The organism is Azospirillum canadense (genome assembly GCF_025961225.1).
Classification (GTDB): domain Bacteria; phylum Pseudomonadota; class Alphaproteobacteria; order Azospirillales; family Azospirillaceae; genus Azospirillum; species Azospirillum canadense.
This window is the reverse complement of record NZ_JAOQNG010000001.1, coordinates 817466-838406: the sequence shown is the minus strand read 5'-3', so window position 1 is coordinate 838406 and position 20941 is coordinate 817466. Positions and strand designations below refer to the sequence as shown.

The 20941-nt window shown below is 70.8% G+C and carries 18 protein-coding genes and 2 tRNA genes; 5 read left to right on the top strand and 15 right to left on the bottom strand.

Going from position 1 to position 20941, the window contains the following annotated elements; all coding sequences use genetic code 11:
- Positions 1–62 precede the first annotated feature (62 nt).
- Positions 63–2462 (top strand): FkbM family methyltransferase, encoded by a 2400-nt coding sequence (locus M2351_RS03980; protein ID WP_264654847.1) that lies wholly within the window; start codon positions 63–65, stop codon positions 2460–2462.
- A gap of 140 nt (positions 2463–2602) precedes the next feature.
- Positions 2603–2688: transfer RNA gene (locus M2351_RS03975), tRNA-Tyr, on the top strand.
- Between the two features lie 110 nt (positions 2689–2798).
- Here the strand turns inward: M2351_RS03975 and M2351_RS03970 are convergent.
- From M2351_RS03970 to cysE, 14 genes are all read right to left on the bottom strand, one after another.
- On the bottom strand, positions 2799–3143 hold the full coding sequence (locus M2351_RS03970; RefSeq protein WP_264654846.1) for a hypothetical protein: 345 nt from the start codon (positions 3141–3143) through the stop codon (positions 2799–2801).
- Between the two features lie 8 nt (positions 3144–3151).
- Positions 3152–5158 carry a PAS-domain containing protein gene (locus M2351_RS03965; RefSeq protein ID WP_264654845.1) on the bottom strand — a complete coding sequence of 669 codons (2007 nt, stop codon included), beginning with the start codon at positions 5156–5158 and terminating at the stop codon, positions 3152–3154.
- A gap of 29 nt (positions 5159–5187) precedes the next feature.
- Positions 5188–5592: a response regulator gene (locus tag M2351_RS03960; protein ID WP_209768265.1), complete on the bottom strand. Its 405-nt coding sequence runs from the start codon at positions 5590–5592 to the stop codon at positions 5188–5190.
- Positions 5593–5710: 118 nt separating this feature from the next.
- Positions 5711–9757, bottom strand: coding sequence for a PAS domain-containing hybrid sensor histidine kinase/response regulator (locus M2351_RS03955; protein WP_264654844.1), 4047 nt, complete (start codon positions 9755–9757; stop codon positions 5711–5713).
- A 110-nt stretch (positions 9758–9867) separates the two neighbouring features.
- Positions 9868–10254 carry a hypothetical protein gene (locus tag M2351_RS03950; protein ID WP_264654843.1) on the bottom strand — a complete coding sequence of 129 codons (387 nt, stop codon included), beginning with the start codon at positions 10252–10254 and terminating at the stop codon, positions 9868–9870.
- 151 nt (positions 10255–10405) lie between these two features.
- Positions 10406–11041 (bottom strand): DUF1345 domain-containing protein, encoded by a 636-nt coding sequence (locus tag M2351_RS03945; RefSeq protein WP_264654842.1) that lies wholly within the window; start codon positions 11039–11041, stop codon positions 10406–10408.
- A 41-nt stretch (positions 11042–11082) separates the two neighbouring features.
- A complete protein-coding gene (gene mbfA, locus M2351_RS03940; RefSeq protein ID WP_264654841.1) occupies positions 11083–12039 on the bottom strand; it encodes an iron exporter MbfA in 957 nt (318 codons plus the stop codon).
- 145 nt (positions 12040–12184) lie between these two features.
- Positions 12185–12259, bottom strand: a tRNA-Met gene (locus M2351_RS03935).
- Positions 12260–12392: 133 nt separating this feature from the next.
- Positions 12393–13514 (bottom strand): tRNA 2-thiouridine(34) synthase MnmA, encoded by a 1122-nt coding sequence (mnmA, locus tag M2351_RS03930; protein ID WP_264654840.1) that lies wholly within the window; start codon positions 13512–13514, stop codon positions 12393–12395.
- Between the two features lie 141 nt (positions 13515–13655).
- Entirely contained in the window at positions 13656–13988 is a 333-nt protein-coding gene (locus M2351_RS03925; protein ID WP_264654839.1) for a ferredoxin family 2Fe-2S iron-sulfur cluster binding protein, read from the bottom strand.
- 48 nt (positions 13989–14036) lie between these two features.
- Positions 14037–14720: a Fe-S protein assembly co-chaperone HscB gene (gene hscB, locus M2351_RS03920; protein WP_264654838.1), complete on the bottom strand. Its 684-nt coding sequence runs from the start codon at positions 14718–14720 to the stop codon at positions 14037–14039.
- 115 nt (positions 14721–14835) lie between these two features.
- Positions 14836–15948: a cysteine desulfurase family protein gene (locus M2351_RS03915; RefSeq protein WP_264654837.1), complete on the bottom strand. Its 1113-nt coding sequence runs from the start codon at positions 15946–15948 to the stop codon at positions 14836–14838.
- Positions 15949–15995: 47 nt separating this feature from the next.
- On the bottom strand, positions 15996–16475 hold the full coding sequence (locus M2351_RS03910; protein WP_209768237.1) for an Rrf2 family transcriptional regulator: 480 nt from the start codon (positions 16473–16475) through the stop codon (positions 15996–15998).
- Positions 16476–16590: 115 nt separating this feature from the next.
- Positions 16591–17364, bottom strand: coding sequence for a serine O-acetyltransferase (cysE, locus tag M2351_RS03905; RefSeq protein WP_264654836.1), 774 nt, complete (start codon positions 17362–17364; stop codon positions 16591–16593).
- A gap of 264 nt (positions 17365–17628) precedes the next feature.
- On the opposite strand from cysE, the gene M2351_RS03900 reads away from it, so the two are divergent.
- Complete coding sequence (locus M2351_RS03900; protein WP_264654835.1) at positions 17629–18291, top strand: alpha/beta hydrolase; 663 nt, start codon at positions 17629–17631, stop codon at positions 18289–18291.
- A gap of 5 nt (positions 18292–18296) precedes the next feature.
- Positions 18297–18443, top strand: a complete 147-nt coding sequence (locus M2351_RS03895) for a hypothetical protein (protein ID WP_264654834.1) — start codon at positions 18297–18299, stop codon at positions 18441–18443.
- 54 nt (positions 18444–18497) lie between these two features.
- Here M2351_RS03895 and M2351_RS03890 read toward each other — a convergent pair whose 3' ends face one another.
- On the bottom strand, positions 18498–19565 hold the full coding sequence (locus tag M2351_RS03890) for an anhydro-N-acetylmuramic acid kinase (RefSeq protein WP_264654833.1): 1068 nt from the start codon (positions 19563–19565) through the stop codon (positions 18498–18500).
- A 106-nt stretch (positions 19566–19671) separates the two neighbouring features.
- Between M2351_RS03890 and tyrS the strand changes: the two genes are divergently transcribed.
- On the top strand, positions 19672–20925 hold the full coding sequence (gene tyrS, locus M2351_RS03885; RefSeq protein ID WP_264654832.1) for a tyrosine--tRNA ligase: 1254 nt from the start codon (positions 19672–19674) through the stop codon (positions 20923–20925).
- Positions 20926–20941: the final 16 nt, after the last annotated feature.

The window sequence follows — 20941 nt, the reverse complement described above, 5'->3', positions numbered from 1 at the left end:
CGTGTAATCGCGGCCGCCTTTGCTACACTCGCCGCCGCAAGGTCCCCCACAGAGGCCCCCATATGGCGACCATCGACGAGGCACTCTCCATCGCCATCGACCACCACGCGTCCGGCCGCCTGCCGGAGGCGGAAACGATCTATGGGCGCATCCTGGAGGCGGACCCGAACCACGCGCCGACCCTGCACCTGACCGGCGTGCTGTTCTGCCAGATTGGACGCTGCGCCGACTCGCTCAACCTTTTCGACCGCGCCATCCTTGCAGCCGGCGGCAATCCCGCCTACCGGTTCGACCGCGCGAAGGCCCTGGCCGCCCTGCAGGACTGGAGCGCGGTGGCGGCGGCCCTGCGCCCCGTTCTGGCGCTGGTCCCGGAATCCGCCGACGCCTGGGACCTGCTCGCGCTTGCCATGCATCATGGCGAGGACACCGAATCCGCCATCGCCGCGCTGAACCGCGCCTGCGCCCTAGCGCCGGAGCGGGAGGACAGCGTGGGGCGCCTTGTCCTGCTGCTCCAGCAGCGGGCGGAGGACGCGCTGGCCTGCAATCGGCACGCGGCGGCGCTCGACGACGCCCGCCGCGCCGTCGCCCTGCGCCCGGACAGCGCCGAGCTGCGCTTCCTGCTGGCCACGGCGCAGCTCGATTCCGGCCGGTTCGGGACGGCGGTGGAAGGGTACGGGCGGGCGGCGGCGCTGGACCCCGGTGACGCCTTCATCCTGCACAACCTGGGCATCGCCCTGACCAAGGCCGGCCGCACGGAGGAGGCGCTGGGCATGCTCCGCCGCGCCGCGCGACTCGATCCGGACTACGCGGGCGTGCGCGACGCACTGGTGCTGGCGCTGGAAATCCGCGACCCGGCGGAGGCCGCGCTCTGGTCGGCGGACGCGCTGGCGGTGAAGCAGCGCCGGGCCGCCGCGCCCGCACCGCAGCCCGTTCCGGCGGAACCGGCCGGGCGCGCCGGGCGGACCCGCAACGTCGTCGCCTTCAGCCTGTGGGGCACCAAGGACATCTACCGCCAGGGCGCCCTGGCCAACGCGCGGGAGGTGCCGCTCCGCTACCCCGGCTGGACCTGCCGCATCTACCACGACGATTCCGTGCCGCTGCCGCTGCGCGACGAGCTGGCGGCGCTCGGCGCCGAGTTGGTGGCGATGCCCGCGGGGTCCGGGCCGGTGCAGGGGCTGTTCTGGCGCTTCCTCGCCGCCGACGACCCCACGGTCGACCGCTTCCTGTGCCGCGACGTGGATTCCCGCCCGACGGCGCGGGAAAAGGCGGCGGTGGACGCCTGGATCGCCTCCGGCCTTCCCTTCCACGTCATGCGCGACCATGTCCGGCACACCGACTTGGTGCTGGCGGGGATGTGGGGCGGCGTGGCCGGCCTGCTGCCGCCGGTCGGTCCAGCCGTCGAGGCCGTGGCGCGCGGCGACGCCGACCGCTGGCAGGACCAGCGCTTCCTGGCGGAGTGGTTGTGGCCGCGCATCCAGGGCCGGGTGCTGGTGCACGACAGCGTCCATCCCGGCGCCGGCCTGCCCTTCCCGTCCGCGGCGGACGGAGCCGGGGAGCCGCATGTGGGCGCCAAGGTGATGCAGGCGCAGATCGTCGCCGAAAACGCCGCCGACCGGAAGCGGATCCCCATCCCGACGGAGGTCGTGCGCCTTCCGGCCGAGCCCGGCGGCCCCGTGATCGCCGAACGGCCCTGCCGGCACGGGCTGATGCGCTTCTTCCTGCTGGACGGCTATCTCGGCACGTCGCTCGGCCTCTACGGCGAGTGGTCGGAGGCGGAGCACCGGGTGGCGGCCAGCGTCCTGACGCCCGGCGACGTGGTGGTGGAGGCGGGATCGAACATCGGCAGCCACACCGTCCCCCTGGCGCGCACCGTCGGCCCCACCGGCCTCGTCCACGCCTTCGAACCGCAACGCGTGGTGTTCGACCTGCTGGCCCACAACCTGCGCGCCAACAGCCTGAACAACGTGGTGCTGCACAACGCCGCGGTGGGCGACCGGCCGGGCACCGTCGGCATCCCTGTGCCCGACTACGCCAGCCCCGGCAACTATGGCGGCGTCAGCGTCGGCGGCCTGGACGGGGAGATGGTACCGCTGGAGACCATCGACGGTCTCAACCTCGACCGGCTGGCGCTGCTGAAGGCCGACGTGGAGGGAATGGAGGCCGCGGCGCTGGAGGGGGCGGCTCGCACCATCGCCCGCTGTCGTCCGGCGATCTATCTGGAGAACGACCGGGCCGACCGCTCACCGGGGCTGATCGCGCTGATCCAGGGCTTCGGCTATCGCCTGTGGTGGCACATCGTTCCGCTGTTCGACCCGGCCAACGCCGCGGGCAGCACCGTCGACGCCTTCCCCGGCATCGTGTCCATCAACATGCTGGCCCTGCCGCGGGAACGCCCCTGCCCCTTCCCCGGCCTGCCGCCCGTCACCGACCCGGAGCAGTCCTGGCGCGAGGCGGTGCCATGATGCCTGCACGTTGCCGGCGAACCGTGCACAAAGCAGCTTGACCGCCGCCGCATCACCCGCTAGTAATCGCCACCCGCACGACGGAGGCCCTCTTGGACCTCCCGAACAGCGGGTCTCCGATGTCCGCGTCGAGATGAAGCGGAAGGGTGGCCGAGTGGTTAAAGGCAGCAGACTGTAAATCTGCCCGCGTACGCGTACGCTGGTTCGAATCCAGCCCCTTCCACCATCGGACGCGGCCGGTTCATGACTTGGGTCATGACCGGCCGTTTCGCTTTCCGGCGAACCGATAACTTTCCATCATCTTCAGGAATTGCGCTGACCGGTCATTTCGGCCCATTATTTAGGCTGGGCGCCCAGATCCTCGAACAGCAGGCCCTTGTCGGTGCGCGTGAAGCGGCCCTTGCCGTTCACGGTGACGGCCGGACGCCCGGGCTGGGGCGTGAAGGTCGCGGCATAGTAGCAGTCGAACTGCGCCCCGCCTGCAGACTTGCCCCTGGCGTCCACGCAGCCCTGCTTGCGGAACTCGTCGAACTGCCGGAAGCCGCCGGTCCCCTTGCTTTCCAACGCCTTGCGGGTGTGCCCCTCGACCAGGGTGCGCATGTCCGATTCGGACGGCTCGCCCGAACAGGCGGCCAGCATCAGGCACGGCGCCAGCGCCAGCGCCGGCCGGAACAGCATCATGTCCATACTCACGGCGCCCATTGCCCCCGCAGCCGCTCCACGCCCACCGCCATCTGCCGGACGAGATGCGCGGCCTGCGCGCCGATCCCCTCCTCGTCACCGTTGCGCACGGCGCGTTCCAGCGCCACGGCGCTCTGATAGACGCCGGTCAGCCCGACCGTGCCGGCCATGGTCTTCAGCTCACCGGTCACCGCGCCGAAGATGGTCGGATCCATCAGGTCGCGGGCAATGGCGAGCTGATCATCCACTTCCCGCGCGTGGGCCAGGAAGTCGCCGACCAGTTCCAGAACCTTGTCGCGGCCGATGACCGCCTCCAGCGCGCCAAGCACGCCGCCATCGAATCCACCGTCGAAGCCGCCGTCGGCGCCGTCGCCCTCCCCGGACGGGCCGCCCCCGTCCCCCGCCGACGCGCCGCCGGAGGCCGGGCCGATCAGCCGTTCCAGCACGCGGGCCAGCGCCGCGGGGTTCACCGGCTTGGGCAGGTGGTCGTCCATGCCGGCCGCCCGGCAGCGTTCGATGTCATCCGGCAGGGCGCTGGAGGTGATGGCGATGATCGGCACCGCCCCTTGCGGCGCCGGCAGCGCCCGGATGGCCCGCGTTGCCGCGATGCCGTCCAGGCCGGGGATGTCGAGGTCCATCAGCACGGCGTCGAAACCGCCCCGAGCCGCGAGGTCCACCGCCTCCCGCCCGTCGCCGACCACGGCGACGCGGTGGCCGTCCTTGCGCAGCAGCCAGGCGTTCACGCGCTGGTTCACCGGGTTGTCCTCGACCACCAGGATGGTCAGCGGCAGCCGCTCCGCCGCCGCCGCCGGTTCCTCCGCGAGCGCGGGGAGGGCCGCCGTGCACCAGAGGACGCGAGTGCCATCGGGGCCGGGCTCTTCTCCGCCCGGTTCCACGCCGATCTCGCCGCCCATTAGCCCGACGAGGCGCCGGCAGATGTGTAGGCCGAGCCCACGCCAGCCCTGCCGCTTCAGCGCGGCGTCCAGCGGCGGCACGCCCTGGGTCAGCCAGGCGCGCAGCTCCTCCGCCGCGTCCGGGCCGGTGTCGCCCACCGCGAAGCGAAGCCCCTGCCGCCCATCGGGCAGGCTGGCGGGGGTGACCCGCAGGGTGATGTCCGCCGCATAATTGTCGCGCACGGCGCGGCCCACCAGCTCCACCAGCACGTGGCGCAGCCAGGCGGCGTCGCCGACCACGGTCGCCGGGACCGCCGGGTCGATCTCCGCCAGCAGAGTGATGTCGCGCCCCTCCGCCGGCTCGCCCAGCGCGGTCAGCGCGCTGCCGACCACCGTCTCCACTGTGAAGGGGCTGTCGAGCAGCCGGATCTCGTCCGATTCGAGCCGGACGAGGTCGCCAAGGTCGTCCAGGATCAGGCGCAGCGAATCGAGCGAGCGCAGCAGGTCGCCCACATGGCCGCGCTCCACCGGACCGAGCGGCCCGGCCAGCAAGGCCCGCGCCGGGGCGTGCAGCGAGCCGGCGGCGGCGCGCAGCGCGTGGTTGACCAGCGCCAGCGTGCGCGCCTTGTCGCGCACCGCCTCCTCCACGCGGCCGTTCACCGCCTCCACCGCCGCCGACAGGCGCGCGATGGTCTGGGCGTGGTCGCCGACCGACCGTTCCAGCGTGCTGTTGGCGGCGTGCAGGTCGTCCACCGCGTGGCGGAAGTCGGTCTCGTCGCTGTAGGCCAGGACGACGCCGCCGCCCGCCACCGGCTGAGACCGCACGGCCAGCACGCGCCGGTTCGGCCGGTGGTGCTCGAAGGCGTGCGCTTCACGCAGCGTGAGCAGGGCCAGGAATTCCGCCGTCAGCTCGGCCGGGTCGCCGGGGCCGAAGTCGCCCCGCTCGGCGCAGTGCCACACTAGGTCGCGCGCCGGCACCCCCGGCTCGGCCAGCGCCGCGGGCATGTCGAGCAGCCGGCGCCCCGCCGCGTTCAGCCGGACGACGCGGAAGTCGGAATCCAGCACGAGCACGCCCTGCCCCACCGCGGAAAGCACGGCGTCGAGTTGCTGCTGCACGGCCATCGCCGCCGGCCCCCTTACCGTCGGCCGGGTCAGCGCGCCGCCAGCAGCCGGTCGACGCGCTCCTTCAGCGCACCGAAGGAGGGCGGCTTGACGACGAAGCCGTTGACGCCCAGCGCCATCGCCTTCTTCACGATCTCGGACTCGGTGTGGTTGGTCAGGAAGACGACCGGCGTCCGGTTGTTCCCCACCTCGCCGCTGGCGCGCAGGTTGGCCAGGAACTGCAGGCCGCTGACCGGCTTCATGTCGATGTCGCAGACGATGATGTCGGGGTTGGAGCGGATGCATTCCTGCATGCCGGTTTCGCCGTTGTCCGCCTCCGCAATGGTGCGGAAGCCGATCTGCGTCAGGATCTGCATGATGGTGCGGCGGACGAAGGGCTGATCCTCGATGACGAGGATCCTGTACTGGTCGTAATCGACGGCCTTCTTGTCCATCGCAGCCCTCCTCCGGACGAGCCTGCCCGGCGGCGGCTCCCCTCATCGTTTCGGACACACACCTGATCGTGTTGAACACTGATAAAGCTTGACGCGTCGGGGAGCAACCTTAGGACGGTTACAACTCTTTCAGAATGACGGATTCGACGCGACCAAATGCCGCGCGCATCGCTTCGACCTGCTCGCGCGCCGCGTCGACCCGCCCCTTGGCGGCGAGAATCTCGATGTCGGAGCACAGCTTGGCCAGTTCCTTCGCCCCGGCGGTGCGCGCCGCACCGGCCGCCGCATGGGCGGCGCGCCGCCCCTCCTCCGCGTCGCCGAGGCCGAGCCCGCGCTCCACCTCGTCGAGGATCGGCGCGGTCGTCTCCAGGAAAAAGCCCAGCAGGTCGCGCGCGCCGTCCAGGCTGCCGAAGGTGGCCGCCACATGGTCCAGGTCGAGGATGGCCAAGCCCCCAGCGCCCATTGCTCCACCGCCCGTCATCGCACCGCCACCACCACCGCCGATACTGACACCGGCGGGGTTGCACACCCCCGTATCCTTACCCGAGTCCGCGCGCTTGTCCATGGCGGCGGCGCGCTTCGGCGCGCTTCCCCGCGCTGGGCGGCGCAGCGGCAGGGCCTGCGGCAGCCAGCGCGCGAGCGTGCGCGACAGCGTCTGCATGTTCACCGGCTTGGACAGGTAGTCGTCCATGCCGGCGGCGAAGCAGCGCTCCGCCTCGCCGATCAGGGCGCTGGCGGTCAGCGCGATGATGGGCAGGCGCCGGCCGCTGTCGCGCTCCTCCGCGCGCAGGCGCTGGGCCAGCTCGTAGCCGTCGAGCTGCGGCATGTGGCAGTCGGTCAGCAGCAGCCCGAAGGAGCGTACGCGCAGCATCCGCCAGGCCTGCGCGCCGTCGGGGACGAGCAGCGCCGCGAAGCCCAGCTGTTCCAGCTGCTTGCGGATGACGACCTGATTGGTCGGGTTGTCCTCCGCCACCAGGATCAGGGCGCCGGCGGCCTCCGCCTCCTCCTCCGTGGGCGCCTCGACGGTGCCGATCTCCTCCGGCAGGCTGTCGTCCGTCTCCGGCGTCAGGCGGCCGGCCACACGGGCCACCGCCGCGCACAGGGTGGACTGGCGCACCGGCTTCAGCAGCACCGCGGCGACCCCCGCCCCTCCGGCCCCCGCCTCGTCGTGGTTTGTGGCGATGACGATCCGCGTCTCACCGAAACCCGGCATGCGCGCCAGCGCGCCGGCCAGTCCCAACCCGTCCAGCCGCCCGGGGTCGTGCTCCACCACCGCGACATCGAAGGGGGCGCCGGCCTGCAAGGCCCCGCGCAGCGCGTCGAAGCCGCCCGCAGCGTCCGCAGCGTCCGCCACCTGGGCGCCGGCGCCGGACAGGGCCGCGGCGAAGGCGTGGCGCAGCGGGCCGCAATCGTCGGCGACCAGTACGCGCAGTCCGGCAAGCTCCGCGGCGCGCGGTGCCGGCGCGGCCTCCTCCGCCATCTCCCCGGCCAAATCCCCGGCCAGGGGAAGCGGCACCTCGAACCAGAAGGTCGAGCCCTCGCCGAGACGGGAGTCGACGCCGATGGTCCCGCCCATCATCTCCACCAGCCGCCGGCAGATCGACAGGCCGAGCCCGGTGCCGCCGAAGCGCCGCGTGGTCGAGGCGTCGGCCTGGGTGAAGGGCTGGAACAGGCGGCCCTGCTGCTCCTCGTCCAGGCCGATGCCGGTGTCGTTGACCGTGATGCGCACCAAGCGATCCGCTGGGCCTTCTGCTTGGCAGACCACCGACAGGGCGATGTGTCCGCGTTCGGTGAATTTGATGGCGTTGCCGACCAGGTTCAGCATGATCTGGCGCAGCCGCACCGGGTCGCCGAGCCGCGGCTCCGCCGCGTCCGCCGCGACGCTGGTGATCAGGTCCAGCCGCTTTTCCCGCGCCCGGGTCGCCAGCAGGTCCACCACGCCCTCCGCGATGTCGCGGAGCGAGGTCGGCACGGATTCCAGCCGAAGCCGCCCCGCCTCGATCTTCGAGAAGTCCAGGATGTCGTCGATGATGGTCAGCAGCGCCGAGGCGGATTCGCGGATCACGCTCAGCACGCCGCGCTGCTCCGGGACCAGCGGCGTGCGCTCCAGCACCTCCAGCATGCCGAGCACGCCGTTCATGGGGGTGCGGATCTCGTGGCTCATGGCCGCGAGGAAGGTGGACTTGGCCCGCGCCGCCTCCTCCGCATGCTCCTTCGCCTGGCGCAGCGCGGCCTCGGCGCGGTGGCGCTCCGTCACGTCGGCGTAGGTGTAGACATAGCCGCCGTCGGGCATGGCGGTGCCGCGGATGCCCAACACGATGCCGTCGCGGATCACCGTTTCCAGATCGACCGATTCGCCGCGGCGCATGGTGTCGGCCGCCCGCGCCGCCGCCGCCTCCACGTCGCGGTTCATGCCGCGTTCGGCGTAGTCGCCACGCACTGCGTTGAAGCTCATCAGCTCCAGCAGGGTCGGCCGGACGGCCAGCAGCTCCTCCGGATAGTCCCACAGCTCGCGGTACAGGCGGTTGTGCAGCACCGCGCGGGCGTCGCGGTCGAACACGCAGACGCCGGTCGGCATCGTCTCGAACAGGGCCTGGAGCTGCGCCGACTTGGCGGCCAGCGCCGCCTCGGCCTCCACCTGGGGTGTGATGTCGACGCAGATCAGCTGGATCGCGCGCTGCCCCATCCAGTCGATGGCGCGGGTGCACAGGTCGACCCAGATGCGCGTGCCGTCGTGCCGCAGCATGCGCGTGCGCCGCCGCATCTCCTCGGTCAGCGCGCCGCTGCTGAACAGGCGGTTCCATTCCAGCAAATTGCCGTATTCCTCCGGCGGTACGAGCCGCTGGAGGAGCGAGCCGGCCATCAGCTCCGTCGGGTCGTCGTAGCCGGCCATGGCGGCGTAGGCGTGGTTGATGAACAGCGGCTTGAAGTCGCGCATCACCACGATGCCCTGCACCGACCCTTCCACAAGGTCGCGGAAGCGCGCCTCGCTGTCGCGCAACGCCTCCAGCGCGCGGGTCCGGTCGGTGATGTCGGTCACGGTGATGACCCAGCCGCCGTCGCGCCGCTGCTGCCCGCGGATCTCCAGGTCGCGGCCCTGCATGGTGCGCCGCTCGTGGGTGTAGGGCAGCCCGGCCCGCAGCCGCTCCAGCCGTTCGGCGACGAAGCTGTCCGCGTCGGCCTCGGGGAAATCGCCGCGCTCCAGCCCGTAGACCAGGAAGCTCTCGATGGTCAGGCAGGAGTCGATCTCCGCCGGGGTCAGGTTCCACAGCTCGCAGAAGCGGCGGTTGTAGAGGACGATGCGCTCCTCCTGGTCGAGCATCAGGATGCCGCTCGGCATCGCCTCGATGGCGGCGCGCAGCAGGGCCGCGGTTTCCAGCAGCTGGTCCTCGGCCTTCACGCGGTCGGTCACGTCGACGACGGTGGTCTGGACCGCGGGCTCGCCCATCCAGTCGACCACGCAGTCGATCGTCTCCACCCAGACGGTCCGCCCGTCGCGCCGCAGATTGCGCAGCCGCTGCACCCCCGACGGAACCCGGCCCTGCATCAGCGTGACGTAGGACCGCCAGGCCCGACCCTGCTCCTCCGGCGCCACGAGGATGTTGAGGTCGGGCAGATCCAGCACCTCCTCCACCGTGGTGAAGCCGAAGATGCGGGCATAGGCGTCGTTGACGAACAGCGGCTTGAAGTTCCGGTGGATCAGGATGCCCTGGATGGAGCCCTCGATCAGCCCGCGGAAGCGCGCCTCGCTGGTGCGCAGCGCCCTTTCGCGGTGGCGGACCTCGTGCGCCACGGCGTCCATCACCCGCGCCATGCGGGCGAGCGCGCCCTCGGGGCCGCCGACCCGCCGCCGACCCGTCTCGTCCCCGGCGGCGACGGCGTCCTCCAGGTGGACGGTCACCGCCACCTCGTCGATCAGGTGGCGCAGGCTGCGGCGCAGCAGGTCGATGCGGCGGGCGAGGCCCCGCATCACGCCGACGCCCAGCCCCACGGTCGCGGCAATTCCGGCCGGCGTGAGCAGCGCCGGCAGACCGTCCGGAAGCGCGCCGGCCGGCAGGAGCGCCGCGGCCTGCAAGGCCAGCACCGTGGTGAGCACCGACAGGCCGGCCACGCCGACGAGTCCGGCGCCGAGCCGGAACGTCACGCCGAACCTGTCGCCCACCATGCGCGCATCCCCCCTGCGGAACCCGGGGGCAGTTTAGCAACCCGTGGCGGTGCAGGCGATGGACATATGGCCTTCGACGTGTGTCGGCACGCCACACCCCTCCGCTTCGGCTAGCGGGTGGAGCGTTTGATCCCGAGCAGATAGGCGACGATGCCCGCGACCAATCGGCGTTCCGGATGCAGCTCGTCCGCCGCCACCGCGCGCCCGGCGAAGGACAGGGCCGCGCGGGCCGTCGCCGCCGGATCGGGGTTGGGCTCTCCGTCAATGCGGAAACGGGCGACGGTCTTGGTCAGCTCGCGCACCGCCATCAGCGGCGGGATGGTCATCAGAAAGCGGGCGCTCGCCACCGGGTCGTAGCCGCACCGCGCCAGCATCGTCTGCACGGTCACCGGGGACCCGCGCCCGTCGGTCCCCATTTGGTAGCGCAACAGGCGCTTGGCCCGCTCCTCAACCGCCGCGGACCAGCCGGCGGTGGCCGTGATCAAGGGATTGAACAAACCTGCCTCCAACGCCCCGGCCCAACAAAAGGGCCAAACACGGGGCCAATACCCACAAACGGCCGGGGGCATTGAGATCAACGCAGGACCACCCGGCTTGTGCCATGCCTCACCCCGACGGTCGGATATGCGGCGACGGCGGGGCTGCCCCCTATCCGGCCAGGCCCGCGGCGAGGTTGACACCGAGCGCGATCACCGCCGTGTTGAAGACGAAGGACAGCAGCCCGTGCAGCAGGACCAGCCGGCGCATCGGCGCCGACCGGGTCGTCACGTCGGAAACTTGCGCGGTCATGCCGACGGTGAAGCTGAAATAGAGGAATTCCGAGTAGGTCGGCGCTTCGTTGCCGGGGAAATCCAGCCCGCGCCCCTGAAGCCAGTAGTCGTGCGCGTATTGCTGGGCGAAGAAGACCTGCACGAAAGCCCAGGACAGCAGAACCGTGAGGCCGGCCAGCGCCGCGCTGTAAGGGGCGGTCGGCGTTCCCTTCGCCGCCACCATCTCCGCCACGATGGCGGCCAGCGAGGCCAGGGACGCCAGCATGGCGACGGTCAGGTCCACCCACTTGCCGCGGTCGAGCAGCCGCGCGCGGTCCTTCATGGAGGCGACGGTCGCGCGGCGGAAGAAGGTGATGGCCAGGACCGAGTAGACGACCAGGCCGACGTCCCAGCCGATCAGCAGCGCCGTCGTCCAGCGGAACCACTGCGCCGCCGCGACGACGACGACGACGATCACCGCCAGCCCCGTGGAGAGGGCCGGCCGCAGACGCAGATGCCTCACCGCCTTGATCACGCCCGCGACCTCCTGCCGGATCGGGGCGCAAGGCCCCGCTATCAGGAACTCCCGATCAGGATGCCGGTTCCGAACACCAGCAGGCCGCCGACGACCACCTGGAAGGCGGCGGACAGCAGCGGCGTGTCCATGTAGCGGTTGCGGATCCAGGCGATGACCGCCAGTTCTGCCAGGACCACGGCGATGGCGACCGCGGTGGCGGTCCAGAAATCGGGAAGCAGGTAGGGCAGCGTGTGGCCGATGCCGCCGAGCGTGGTCATCAGCCCGCAGACCGCACCGCGCAGCCACGGGCTGCCACGCCCGGTGAGAGAGCCGTTGTCCGACAAGGCCTCCGCAAAGCCCATGGAGATGCCGGCGCCGACTGCCGCCGCCAGCCCAACCAGGAAGGTCTCGTCGCTGGAATGGGTGGCGAAGGCCGCCGCGAAGAGCGGGGCGAGGGTGGAAACCGACCCGTCCATCAGCCCGGCCAGCCCCGGCTGCACGATCTGGAGGAGGAACAGCCGGCGTTCGGCGTCATGCTCCTTCTCGCGCACCCCTTCCGGCACGTATTTCGCCTCCAGCCGCTCCGCGGTCGCCTCGTGCCGCCGCTCCTCCGCCGCAAGGTCGCCCAGCAGCTGGCGCACGGCGACGTCCTGCGACTGGCGCGCCGCGCGGATGTAGAAGCGCTTGGTCTCCGCCTCCATCAGCTCGGCCTGCTTGCGCACGGTGTCGAGCCCCAGGGGGCGCGACAGCCACACCGGCTTGCGCTCCACAAAGCCGCGCACGTCCTGGCGGCGGATCAGCGGGATGTGGTCGCCGAAGCGGGCGCGGAACAGGTCGAGCAGGCGGTGGCGGTGCCCGTTTTCCTCCTCCGCCATGGCGGCGAAGACCTTCGCCGTGTCGGGATAGTTCTCGCGCAGTCCCTCGGCGAACTCGTCGTAGATGCGGCTGTCCTCCTCCTCAAGCGCAATGGCCAGCGCCATCAGCTCCCGCTCGGTGAGGTCGGAAAAGTCCTTCATGCCCCTCTCCTCGATGCCGGAGGCCCGAAAGCCCGCTGGACTTTGTCACAAAGAGGGGGAGCGGGAGAAGGACCGATCCCGGCCGACGCCGCCCGCCAGAAACAAAAACCCCCCGGCTTCCACAAGGAAACCAGGGGGTTCGTGATGGTAGCAGCGGAGGGATTTGAACCCCCGACCAAGGGATTATGATTCCCCTGCTCTACCACTGAGCTACGCTGCCATCGTGGCTACCATCATTCTCCGGTGCGGATCGTTTCGGTTTGGGCCGTCTCGGTTCGTGCCGGGGCCGCTTATGTATTCCAGCGGGGTCGGGGTGTCAACGCCGAATTTTCACTTTTTTGAGGGGGCCTGAATCAGGCCGCCGTGCCGGCGATCCAGCCGCCGCCCAGCACTCGGTCGCCCTGGTAGACGACGCAGGCCTGACCGGGGGCGACGCCGTGTTGCGGCTCGTGCAGTTCGGCCTGCGCGGTGCCGTCCGGGCCCAGGCGCCAGGTCGCCGCGGCGGGCGGCTGGGCGGAGCGCAGCTTCACCTCCACCTCCACCCCGTCGCCGGGGGCGAGGTCGGGGCCGAGCCAGTTCACCTCGCGCACCGTAACGGTGCTGCGCGCCAGGTCCCGGCGCGGGCCGACGACGACGCGGCGCTGCGCCGGTTCCAGCCGCACGACGAACAGCGGCTCCTCCTCGCCCCGGATGCCGCCGATGCCCAGGCCCTTGCGCTGGCCGACCGTGTAGTGGACCACGCCGCGGTGGCGGCCCAGGACGCGGCCGTCCACGTGGACGATGTCGCCGGGCTCCACGGAGCCGGGACGCAGCTTCGCCACCACGTCGGCGTAGGAGCCGTTGGGGACGAAGCAGATGTCCTGGCTGTCCGGCTTGGCCGCCACCTCCAACCCGTGGCGCTCGGCCAGCGCGCGGGTCTCCGGCTTGGTCAGGCCGCCCAGCGGGAAGCGCAGGAAGTCCAGCTGGTCGCGCGTCGTGGCGAACAGGAAATAGCTCTGGTCGCGACCGGGGTCGATGGCGCGGTGCAGTTCCGCCCCGCCCTGCCCCTGGACGCGGCGGACGTAATGGCCGGTTGCCAGCGCATCGGCGCCCAAGTCGCGCGCGGTGTTCAGCAGGTCGCGGAACTTGACCCGCTGGTTGCAGCGCACGCAGGGGATCGGTGTCTCGCCGCGTAGGTAGCTGTCGGCGAAATCGTCGATCACGTCCTGGGAGAACTTGCCCTCGTAATCCAGGACATAGTGCGGGATGCCGATGCGGTCGGCGACTTGGCGGGCGTCGTAGATGTCCTGGCCGGCGCAGCAGGCGCCCGGTTTCTGCAAGGCGATGCCGTGGTCGTAGAGCTGCAGCGTGATGCCGACGACGTCGTAGCCCTCCTCCCGCAGCACGGCCGCGGTGACGGAGGAATCGACGCCGCCGGACATGGCGACGACGACGCGGGTGTCCTGGGGACGCTTGGAAATGCCGAGGGAGTTCATGGCGCCAGATATGGGCTGGTCCGAAAAAATTTCACCACCAAGGCGCCCTGGACATCAAGAATCCCCGCGCCCGGCACGGGGTGGACTCTTGGTGCCTTGGTGTCTTGGTGGTGACTCTGTAAAGCAGCGCTGAGGCTTGGCTCAGCCCTTCATGGCGTTGTTGGAGCCGCCGGGCAGGCGCACGGTCAGGCCGTCCAGCTCCTCGCTCATGATGATCTGGCAGCCGAGGCGCGAGGTCTTGGTCAGGCCGAAGGCGAGGTCGAGCATGTCCTCCTCGTCCTCCGACGCCTCGTTCAGCACGTCGAACCACTCCGGCTCCACGACGATGTGGCAGGTCGAGCAGGCGAGCGAACCCTCGCAGGCACCCTCCAGGTCCAGGCTGTTCTTGTGCGCGATCTCCAGCACGGACAGGCCGAGCGGCGCGTCCACCTCGTGGCGGGTGCCGTTCGGCTCGATGAAGGTCATCTTGGGCATCGGGGTACTCTCCTGGATAAAAGATCGCGTCGATAAAAGGTTCGGCCGCTATGGCGTCTTCGGGGCCAGCCCCGCCCGCCGGCCGCGGGCGTCGGCACACAGCGCCTCAAGCCGCTCCAGCCGGGCGAGGATGCGCACGGCGTTGTCGGTCTGCCCGTTGCGGAAGGCGATGGCAAGATACTTGATGCAGGACTCGATGCGCTGCCCGACCTCGGTGGCCAGCCGGTCCACCGCGGCGACGTCCTGCGCGGTGTCGAGTTGCCGCGCCAGCGCGGCGACCTCTTCGTCCTCCGCGACCGCGTCATCCGCGTCCTCCAGGCCGGGGGGCGGCACGGCACCGGTCAGGGCGAGCAGGTAGCGGGCGCGGCGCACCGGGTCGCGCAGGGTCTCGCAGGCCTCCGTCAGCGCGTCGGACTGGGCGCGGGCGTTCGCCTGCTGCCGCGCGCCGCGCGCCGCGAAACGGTCGGGATCCAGCGAGCGGGAAAAGCCGGCGTGCTGGCGGGCCAGAGTCTCCAGGTCGATGTCGAAGCGCGCCTCAAGGCCCAGCCGCGTGAAATGGTCCAGCGGGCGCGGCGGCTGCACCGCGCCGCAGGAATGGCAGAAGAAGGCGCGCGCCGCGACCGATCGGCCGCACTGCCAGCACGGCTCCAGGTCGCCGTCGATGGCGCCCGCGATGCCCATGGGACCGGACCCGGTCGGGAACCGGGGCGGGCCGGAGTCGGAAGTCGTCATGTCTGCCGTCCGTCGAAGCGCTGAACCAAAAGGCCGCAGGACCGGCGAATCGCCGTGCATCCGGCCGCGTCATACCCAGAAGCGCCGCGCGGCGCAACGTCGGAATAAGGTGTGGTCACGCGGCCGGCGCGCGCCAGCGCCGTTGCGCCATGCCCGCGTAGGCGGCGACGAAGCGGTCCACCGCCGCCGCGTCGCTGTCCCAGCCCAGGCTGACCCGGATGGCCGAGGCCGCCGCGTCGGCCCCCTGGCCCATCGCGGCCAGGACATGGGAGGGCTTGACCTTGCCGCTGGAGCAGGCGGAGCCGGCGCTGACCGCCACCCCGGCCAGATCGAGCGCCATCACCTGCGTCTCGCCCGGCGCGCCGGGCAGGAGAAGGCAGCTGGTGTTGCCGACCCGCGCGGCACCACCGCCCATCACCAACGCCTCCGGCACGGCGTCGCGCACCTGCGCCTCCAGCGCGTCGCGCAAGCGCGTCAGGCGTTCGGCGTCGGGAAGCTCCTGCAACGCCAGGCGGGCGGCGGCGCCGAAGCCGACCAGACCGACGACGTTCTCCGTCCCGGCGCGGCGGCGCTTCTCCTGCCCACCGCCGCGGATCAGCGCCTCCGGCTCCAGCCCCTCGGCAATAATCAAAGCGCCGGCCCCGGCCGGACCGCCGATCTTGTGGGCGGAGACGGTCAGCAGGTCGGCGCCGAGCGCGGCGAGGTCCAGCGGCAGCCGGCCAGCGGCTTGGACGGCGTCGCAATGGAGCAGCGCGCCGTGCGCGTGGGCGATGGCCGCCGCCTGAGCGACCGGCTGGATCACGCCCGTTTCGTTGTTGGCGAGCATCAGGGAGACGAGCGCCGGCCCCTCCCCCGCCGCCAGCAGGCGCTTCAGCGCGTCCAGGTCGGCCACGCCGTCGCGGTCCACGGGGATGCGCGGCGCGTCGGGCGCCGTGGCGAGGACGGACTCATGTTCGATGGCGGACACCACGAGGCGCCGGCCGGGAAAGCCGCGGAGCGCCAGGTTGTTGGCCTCCGTCCCGCTGCCGGTGAAGAAGACCTGCGCGGGGCGGACGCCAGCCAGGGCGGCCACCTGCGCGCGCGCGTCCTCGACCGCGCGGCGGACCGCACGGCCGAAGCCGTGCACCGACGACGGGTTGCCGACGAGGTCCAGGGCCTGGACCATCGCCGCCTTCACCGCCGGCTTCAGGGGTGCCGACGCGTTGTGGTCGAGATAGACGCGGGTCACGGAAGGAACGATCCGATGTCAGGCCAGCCCGCCTGATTGGCGCCAGATCACTCGGCGGCCACGGCCGCGCCCTCGTCGGCCTGCGGGCTGCGGATGGTCAGGCTGCTGGTGCCGATGATGCGGCGCTCCACCACGTCGGCGACGGTCACGGAGCTGAGATACATGTGGATCTGGTTGCCCAGCTCCTCCCACAGGTCGTGGGTCAGGCAGCGCGAGCGGTTGGTCCGGCAGCCCTGCGGCGTGCCGTTGGCGCAGCGGGTCGTGCGGATCGGCTCGTCCACCGCCAGGATGATGTCCGACACGCGCGTGGCGCCGGCCGGATGGGCCAGCAGGTAGCCGCCGCCGGGGCCGCGCACGCTCTTCACCAGCCCGCCCTTGCGCAGCTTGGCGAACAGCTGCTCCAGGTAGGAGAGCGAGATTTCCTGCCGCTCCGCAATGTCGGCAAGGGCGACGGGGCTTCCCTGGCTGGTGGCGGCGAGATCGACCATGGCCATGACGGCATAGCGTCCCTTGGTGCTGAGCCTCATCTGTCTCTCCTTACCCTTCCTTGATCCCGGTCCGGCCGCCAGAGGCTTGTCCGTTGCCGGACGTTCCCTGTGCTGATTCGGACCAAGCCTGGCGATTATGAATGATAGGCATCGTTTAGCGGACCGCCTCGCGCGCGTCGGCGTGGGATCCGCCATTGGCGCCGCCGTTGGCGCCGTAGGCATTGGCGCCGCAGGCCACCGGCTCCCCGGCGGGAACGTCGTGCGGCGCGGCCGACCGTTCCGCTTCCAGTTCCTCGACCCGCTGGCGAAGGCCCGACACCTGGTCGAGCAGCCCGTTGAGAGCGCGCGCGACGGGGTCTGGGATGTCGCCGCACGGCGTGCCGTAGGGCATGAACTTCTGCGTGTCGGCACGGTCGCGCGGGGCGACGGCCTTGGCCGGGATGCCCACGACGGCGATCCCCGGCGCCACGTCCGCGACCACCACGGCGTTGGCCCCGACGCGGGCACCCTGGCCGATCGTGATGGCGCCCAGCACCTTGGCACCGGCGCCGACGATCACGCCGTCGCCCAGCGTCGGGTGGCGCTTGCCGGGGTTCAGCGACGTGCCGCCGAGCGTCACCCCGTGGTACAGCATGACGTCGTCGCCAATTTCCGCCGTCTCGCCGATGACGACGCCCATGCCGTGGTCGATGAAGAAGCGGCGACCGATGGTCGCACCCGGATGGATTTCGATCCCGGTCACGGAGCGGGAAATCTGCGACAACACCCGCCCTACCAGCCGCCAGTCGCGCTGCCAGCAATAATGCGCGATGCGGTGCAGGACGATCGCGTGGAGACCCGGGTAGCACAGCGCGACTTCGATCCGCGATCGCGCCGCGGGGTCGCGCGCCATAATCCCGTCGATCTCTTCGCGAAGATGCTTGAACACGAGAACACCCGCCGTGGTATAGTCCGCCCTCTTGCCGGGAGACGCCGTCTTTCGCAAGAAACTTCCACCCGTGCCTAGCCGGGCGCGCGGGTTGCCCTGATGGACCTGCCGACGCATATATGATGACCAAGCAAAACGGTCAAGAATTGTGTTCGAAAAATCCATGGATGTCCATGGGCAACCACGTCCGCTTGCCGGGCCGTCCGAACTCCGGCGCGCCGGTGGTCCGGATCAACCTTTGTTCGCGTCAGGATCGTCGCCCCCATGCCTGAAGTGATGATCAACGGTCCGGCCGGTCGGCTGGAAGGCCGCTACACCCACGGCACGGCCCCGAACGCGCCGATCGCCCTGCTGCTTCATCCGCACCCGCATCACAATGGGACGATGAACAACAAGGTGGTCTTCACCCTGTTCCAGTCGTTCACGAAGCGCGGCTATTCGGCCCTACGCTTCAACTTCAGGGGCGTGGGCCGCAGCCAGGGCACCTACGACAAGGGCGAGGGCGAACTGGCCGACGCGGCGGCGGCGCTGGACTGGCTGCAAACCTACAACCCGAACGCCCCGGTGTGCTGGATCGCCGGCGTGTCCTTCGGGGCCTGGATCGGCATGCAGCTTCTGATGCGCCGGCCGGAGATCGACGGCTTCGTCTCCGTCTCGCCGCCGGCGAACCTGTTCGACTTCTCCTTCCTGGCGCCCTGCCCCTCGTCGGGCCTGATCATCCACGGCGACCGCGACGAGCTGGTGCCGCAGGCGGCGGTGAACAAGCTGGTGACCAAGCTGTCGCACCAGAAGGACATCCGCATCGACCATCGCGTGGTGCCCGGCGCCAACCACTTCTTCGCCAACCGCAGCGACGACCTCGCCGTGCAAGTGGACGACTACCTGGACCGCGCGCTCGGCAACCCGGTCGCCGCGGTGGCGGAGTGACCGGCGTGGCGGCGTTCCTGCGGGTCCTGCTGGTCACCGGCATGGCCACGATTCTGCTGTCCGCCTGCTCGTCGGAGCAGGTCGCCCGCAGCTTCGGCAACTGGTGCAAGCGCGCCGACAACTGCACCGACAACACCCGGACGCAGCCGTAATCACGCAGGTTGGGTGAAGCCGCAGGCGCAACCCAACCTGCGGAATTTGCAGGGTTAAGCCACCGGGTGGAACTGCCCGCCGGTCATCGGCCGCGGCGCGCCGGTGGTGGTTGGCAGGCTGAGCGGCAGGCCCTTGCGGCTGCGCACGGCAAGGTAGGCGAAGGCCTCCGCCTCCAGCGCGTCGCCGTTCCAGCCCACGGCCTCCACCGGGTCGACCGGAACGCCGAGACGGTCGGCGAGCATGCCCATCAGCGTGGCGTTGTGGCGCCCGCCGCCGCAGACGAGCCAGCGGACCGGCGCCTGCGTCAGGTGCGGCACGATGCGGGCGACGGACGCGGCGGTGAAGGCGGTCAGCGTCGCGGCGCCATCCTCCAGCGACAGCCCGTGCACGGGCGACGGGTCGAAGGCGTCGCGGTCGAGCGACTTGGGCGCGGGCTGGTCGAAATAGGGGTGGGACAGCAAGGCCGCCAGTACAGCCTCGTCCACACGGCCGGTGGCGGCCAACGCGCCGCCGGCGTCATAGCGCGCGCCGTTCCTGTTCAGGATCCAGTCGTCCACCAACGCGTTGCCCGGCCCGGTGTCGCAGGCGATGACATCCTCCTCGCCGGTCCCGATCCAGGTGACGTTGGCCACGCCGCCGATGTTCAGCACGGCGAGAGGGCGCGGCAGGGTGTCAGCCAGCGCGCGGTGGAACAGCGGCACCAGGGGGGCGCCCTGCCCGCCGGCTTCGACGTCGGCGGTGCGGAAATCGTTGACCACGGCGATGCCGGTCGCCCGCGCCAGACGGGCGCCGTCGCCGATCTGCCAAGTGCGCCGCTGGTCCGGAGCGTGGAAGATGGTGTGGCCGTGGAAGCCGATCAGGTCCACCGCGTCGGCCGCCACGCCGGCCTCACTCAGCAGGCAGCGGACGGCGTCGGCGTGGGCGTCGGTCAGCGCACGCTCCACCTCCTCCACCGGCCCCTTGCCGCCGAGGCAGGAGCGCAGGGCGCCGCGGAAGCCGTCCTCGTAGGGGATGGTGACGAAGGCCAGCGGTTCCGCCCGCGTCTCACCGTCGGTGCGGACCAGCGCCGCGTCGATCCCGTCCATGGAGGTGCCGCTCATCAGCCCGACAACCGTCTGCATACCCAACCGCTTCCTTCCGCAAAGCGGCCCCGGAGAATTGTGGGGCCGGCCGTTCCATGCTAACAGACGCGACCCTGGACCTTACCACGACAGCCGGATCGCGGCCATGACGACGCTCACATCGGATTTCCTTCGCACGCTGCAGGAACGCGGCTTCATCCACCAGTGCACCGACCTCGCCGGGCTCGACGAGCGCGCGGCGAAGGGGCCGATCATCGCGTATATCGGTTTCGACTGCACGGCGGACAGCCTGCATGTGGGCAGCCTGCTGCCGATCATGATGCTGCGCTGGCTGCAGAAGACCGGCCACAAGCCCATCGTGCTGATGGGTGGCGGCACCACCAAGATCGGCGACCCGTCGGGCAAGGACGAGGCGCGGCAGCTGCTGACCGACGAGGCCATCAACGCCAACATGGCGGGCATCAAGCGCATCTTCGGCCGCTACCTGTCCTTTGGGGATGGGCCGACCGACGCGGTGATGGTCAACAACGGCGACTGGCTGGACGGGCTGAAGTACATCCCGCTGCTGCGCGACGTCGGCCGGCACTTCACGATCAACCGCATGCTGACCTTCGAATCGGTCAAGCTGCGGCTCGACCGCGAGCAGCCGCTGACGTTCCTGGAATTCAACTACATGATCCTCCAGGCCTACGACTTCGTGGAGCTGTTCCGCCGCCAGAAATGCGTTTTGCAGATGGGCGGCTCCGACCAGTGGGGCAACATCATCAACGGCGTGGAGCTGGGACGCCGCACCGACGGGGCGGAGCTGTTCGGCCTGACCACGCCGCTGCTGACCACCTCGTCGGGCGCCAAGATGGGCAAGACCGCGGCGGGCGCCATCTGGCTGACCGCGGACAAGCTGAGCGCCTACGATTTCTGGCAGTACTGGCGCAACACGGAGGACGCCGACGTCGGCCGCTTCTTGCGCCTCTACACCGAGCTGCCGATGAACGAGGTCGCGCGGCTGGAGTCGCTCCAGGGCGCGGAGATCAACGAGGCCAAGAAGATCCTGGCCTTCGAGGTGACCAAGCTCGCCCACGGCGAGGAGGCCGCGACGGAGGCCGCCGAGACCGCCCGCCGCACCTTCGAGCAGGGCGCGGCCGCCGAAGGCCTGCCGACCATCGACGTCGCCCGTGCGGAGCTTGAGGCCGGCCTGCCCGTGGTCGACCTGCTGGTCTCAGCCGGCCTCGCCGCGTCCAAGGGCGAAGCCCGCCGCCTGATCAAGGGCGCCGGCGCCAAGATGAACGACGCCGCCATCGCGGATGAGGCCGCCAAGGCGACCACCGCGGACCTGAACGCGGACGGCGTCATCAAGCTGAGCGCGGGCAAGAAGCGGCACGCGCTGGTGCGGGTGGTGTAAATCCCCACCCTAACCC

Bases quoted from the DNA above. Each gene is read 5' to 3' on its own strand.
- M2351_RS03890 (WP_264654833.1), bottom strand. From the start codon at position 19,565: ATGCAGACGGTTGTCGGGCTGATGAGCGGCACCTCCATGGACGGGATC.
- M2351_RS03960 (WP_209768265.1), bottom strand. From the start codon at position 5,592: ATGGACAAGAAGGCCGTCGATTACGACCAGTACAGGATCCTCGTCATC.
- M2351_RS03965 (WP_264654845.1), bottom strand. From the start codon at position 5,158: ATGGCCGTGCAGCAGCAACTCGACGCCGTGCTTTCCGCGGTGGGGCAG.
- mbfA (WP_264654841.1), bottom strand. From the start codon at position 12,039: ATGAAGGACTTTTCCGACCTCACCGAGCGGGAGCTGATGGCGCTGGCC.
- M2351_RS03925 (WP_264654839.1), bottom strand. From the start codon at position 13,988: ATGCCCAAGATGACCTTCATCGAGCCGAACGGCACCCGCCACGAGGTG.
- hscB (WP_264654838.1), bottom strand. From the start codon at position 14,720: ATGACGACTTCCGACTCCGGCCCGCCCCGGTTCCCGACCGGGTCCGGT.
- mnmA (WP_264654840.1), bottom strand. From the start codon at position 13,514: ATGAACTCCCTCGGCATTTCCAAGCGTCCCCAGGACACCCGCGTCGTC.
- M2351_RS03900 (WP_264654835.1), top strand. From the start codon at position 17,629: ATGCCTGAAGTGATGATCAACGGTCCGGCCGGTCGGCTGGAAGGCCGC.
- tyrS (WP_264654832.1), top strand. From the start codon at position 19,672: ATGACGACGCTCACATCGGATTTCCTTCGCACGCTGCAGGAACGCGGC.
- M2351_RS03980 (WP_264654847.1), top strand. From the start codon at position 63: ATGGCGACCATCGACGAGGCACTCTCCATCGCCATCGACCACCACGCG.
- M2351_RS03955 (WP_264654844.1), bottom strand. From the start codon at position 9,757: ATGGTGGGCGACAGGTTCGGCGTGACGTTCCGGCTCGGCGCCGGACTC.
- M2351_RS03970 (WP_264654846.1), bottom strand. From the start codon at position 3,143: ATGATGCTGTTCCGGCCGGCGCTGGCGCTGGCGCCGTGCCTGATGCTG.
- M2351_RS03910 (WP_209768237.1), bottom strand. From the start codon at position 16,475: ATGAGGCTCAGCACCAAGGGACGCTATGCCGTCATGGCCATGGTCGAT.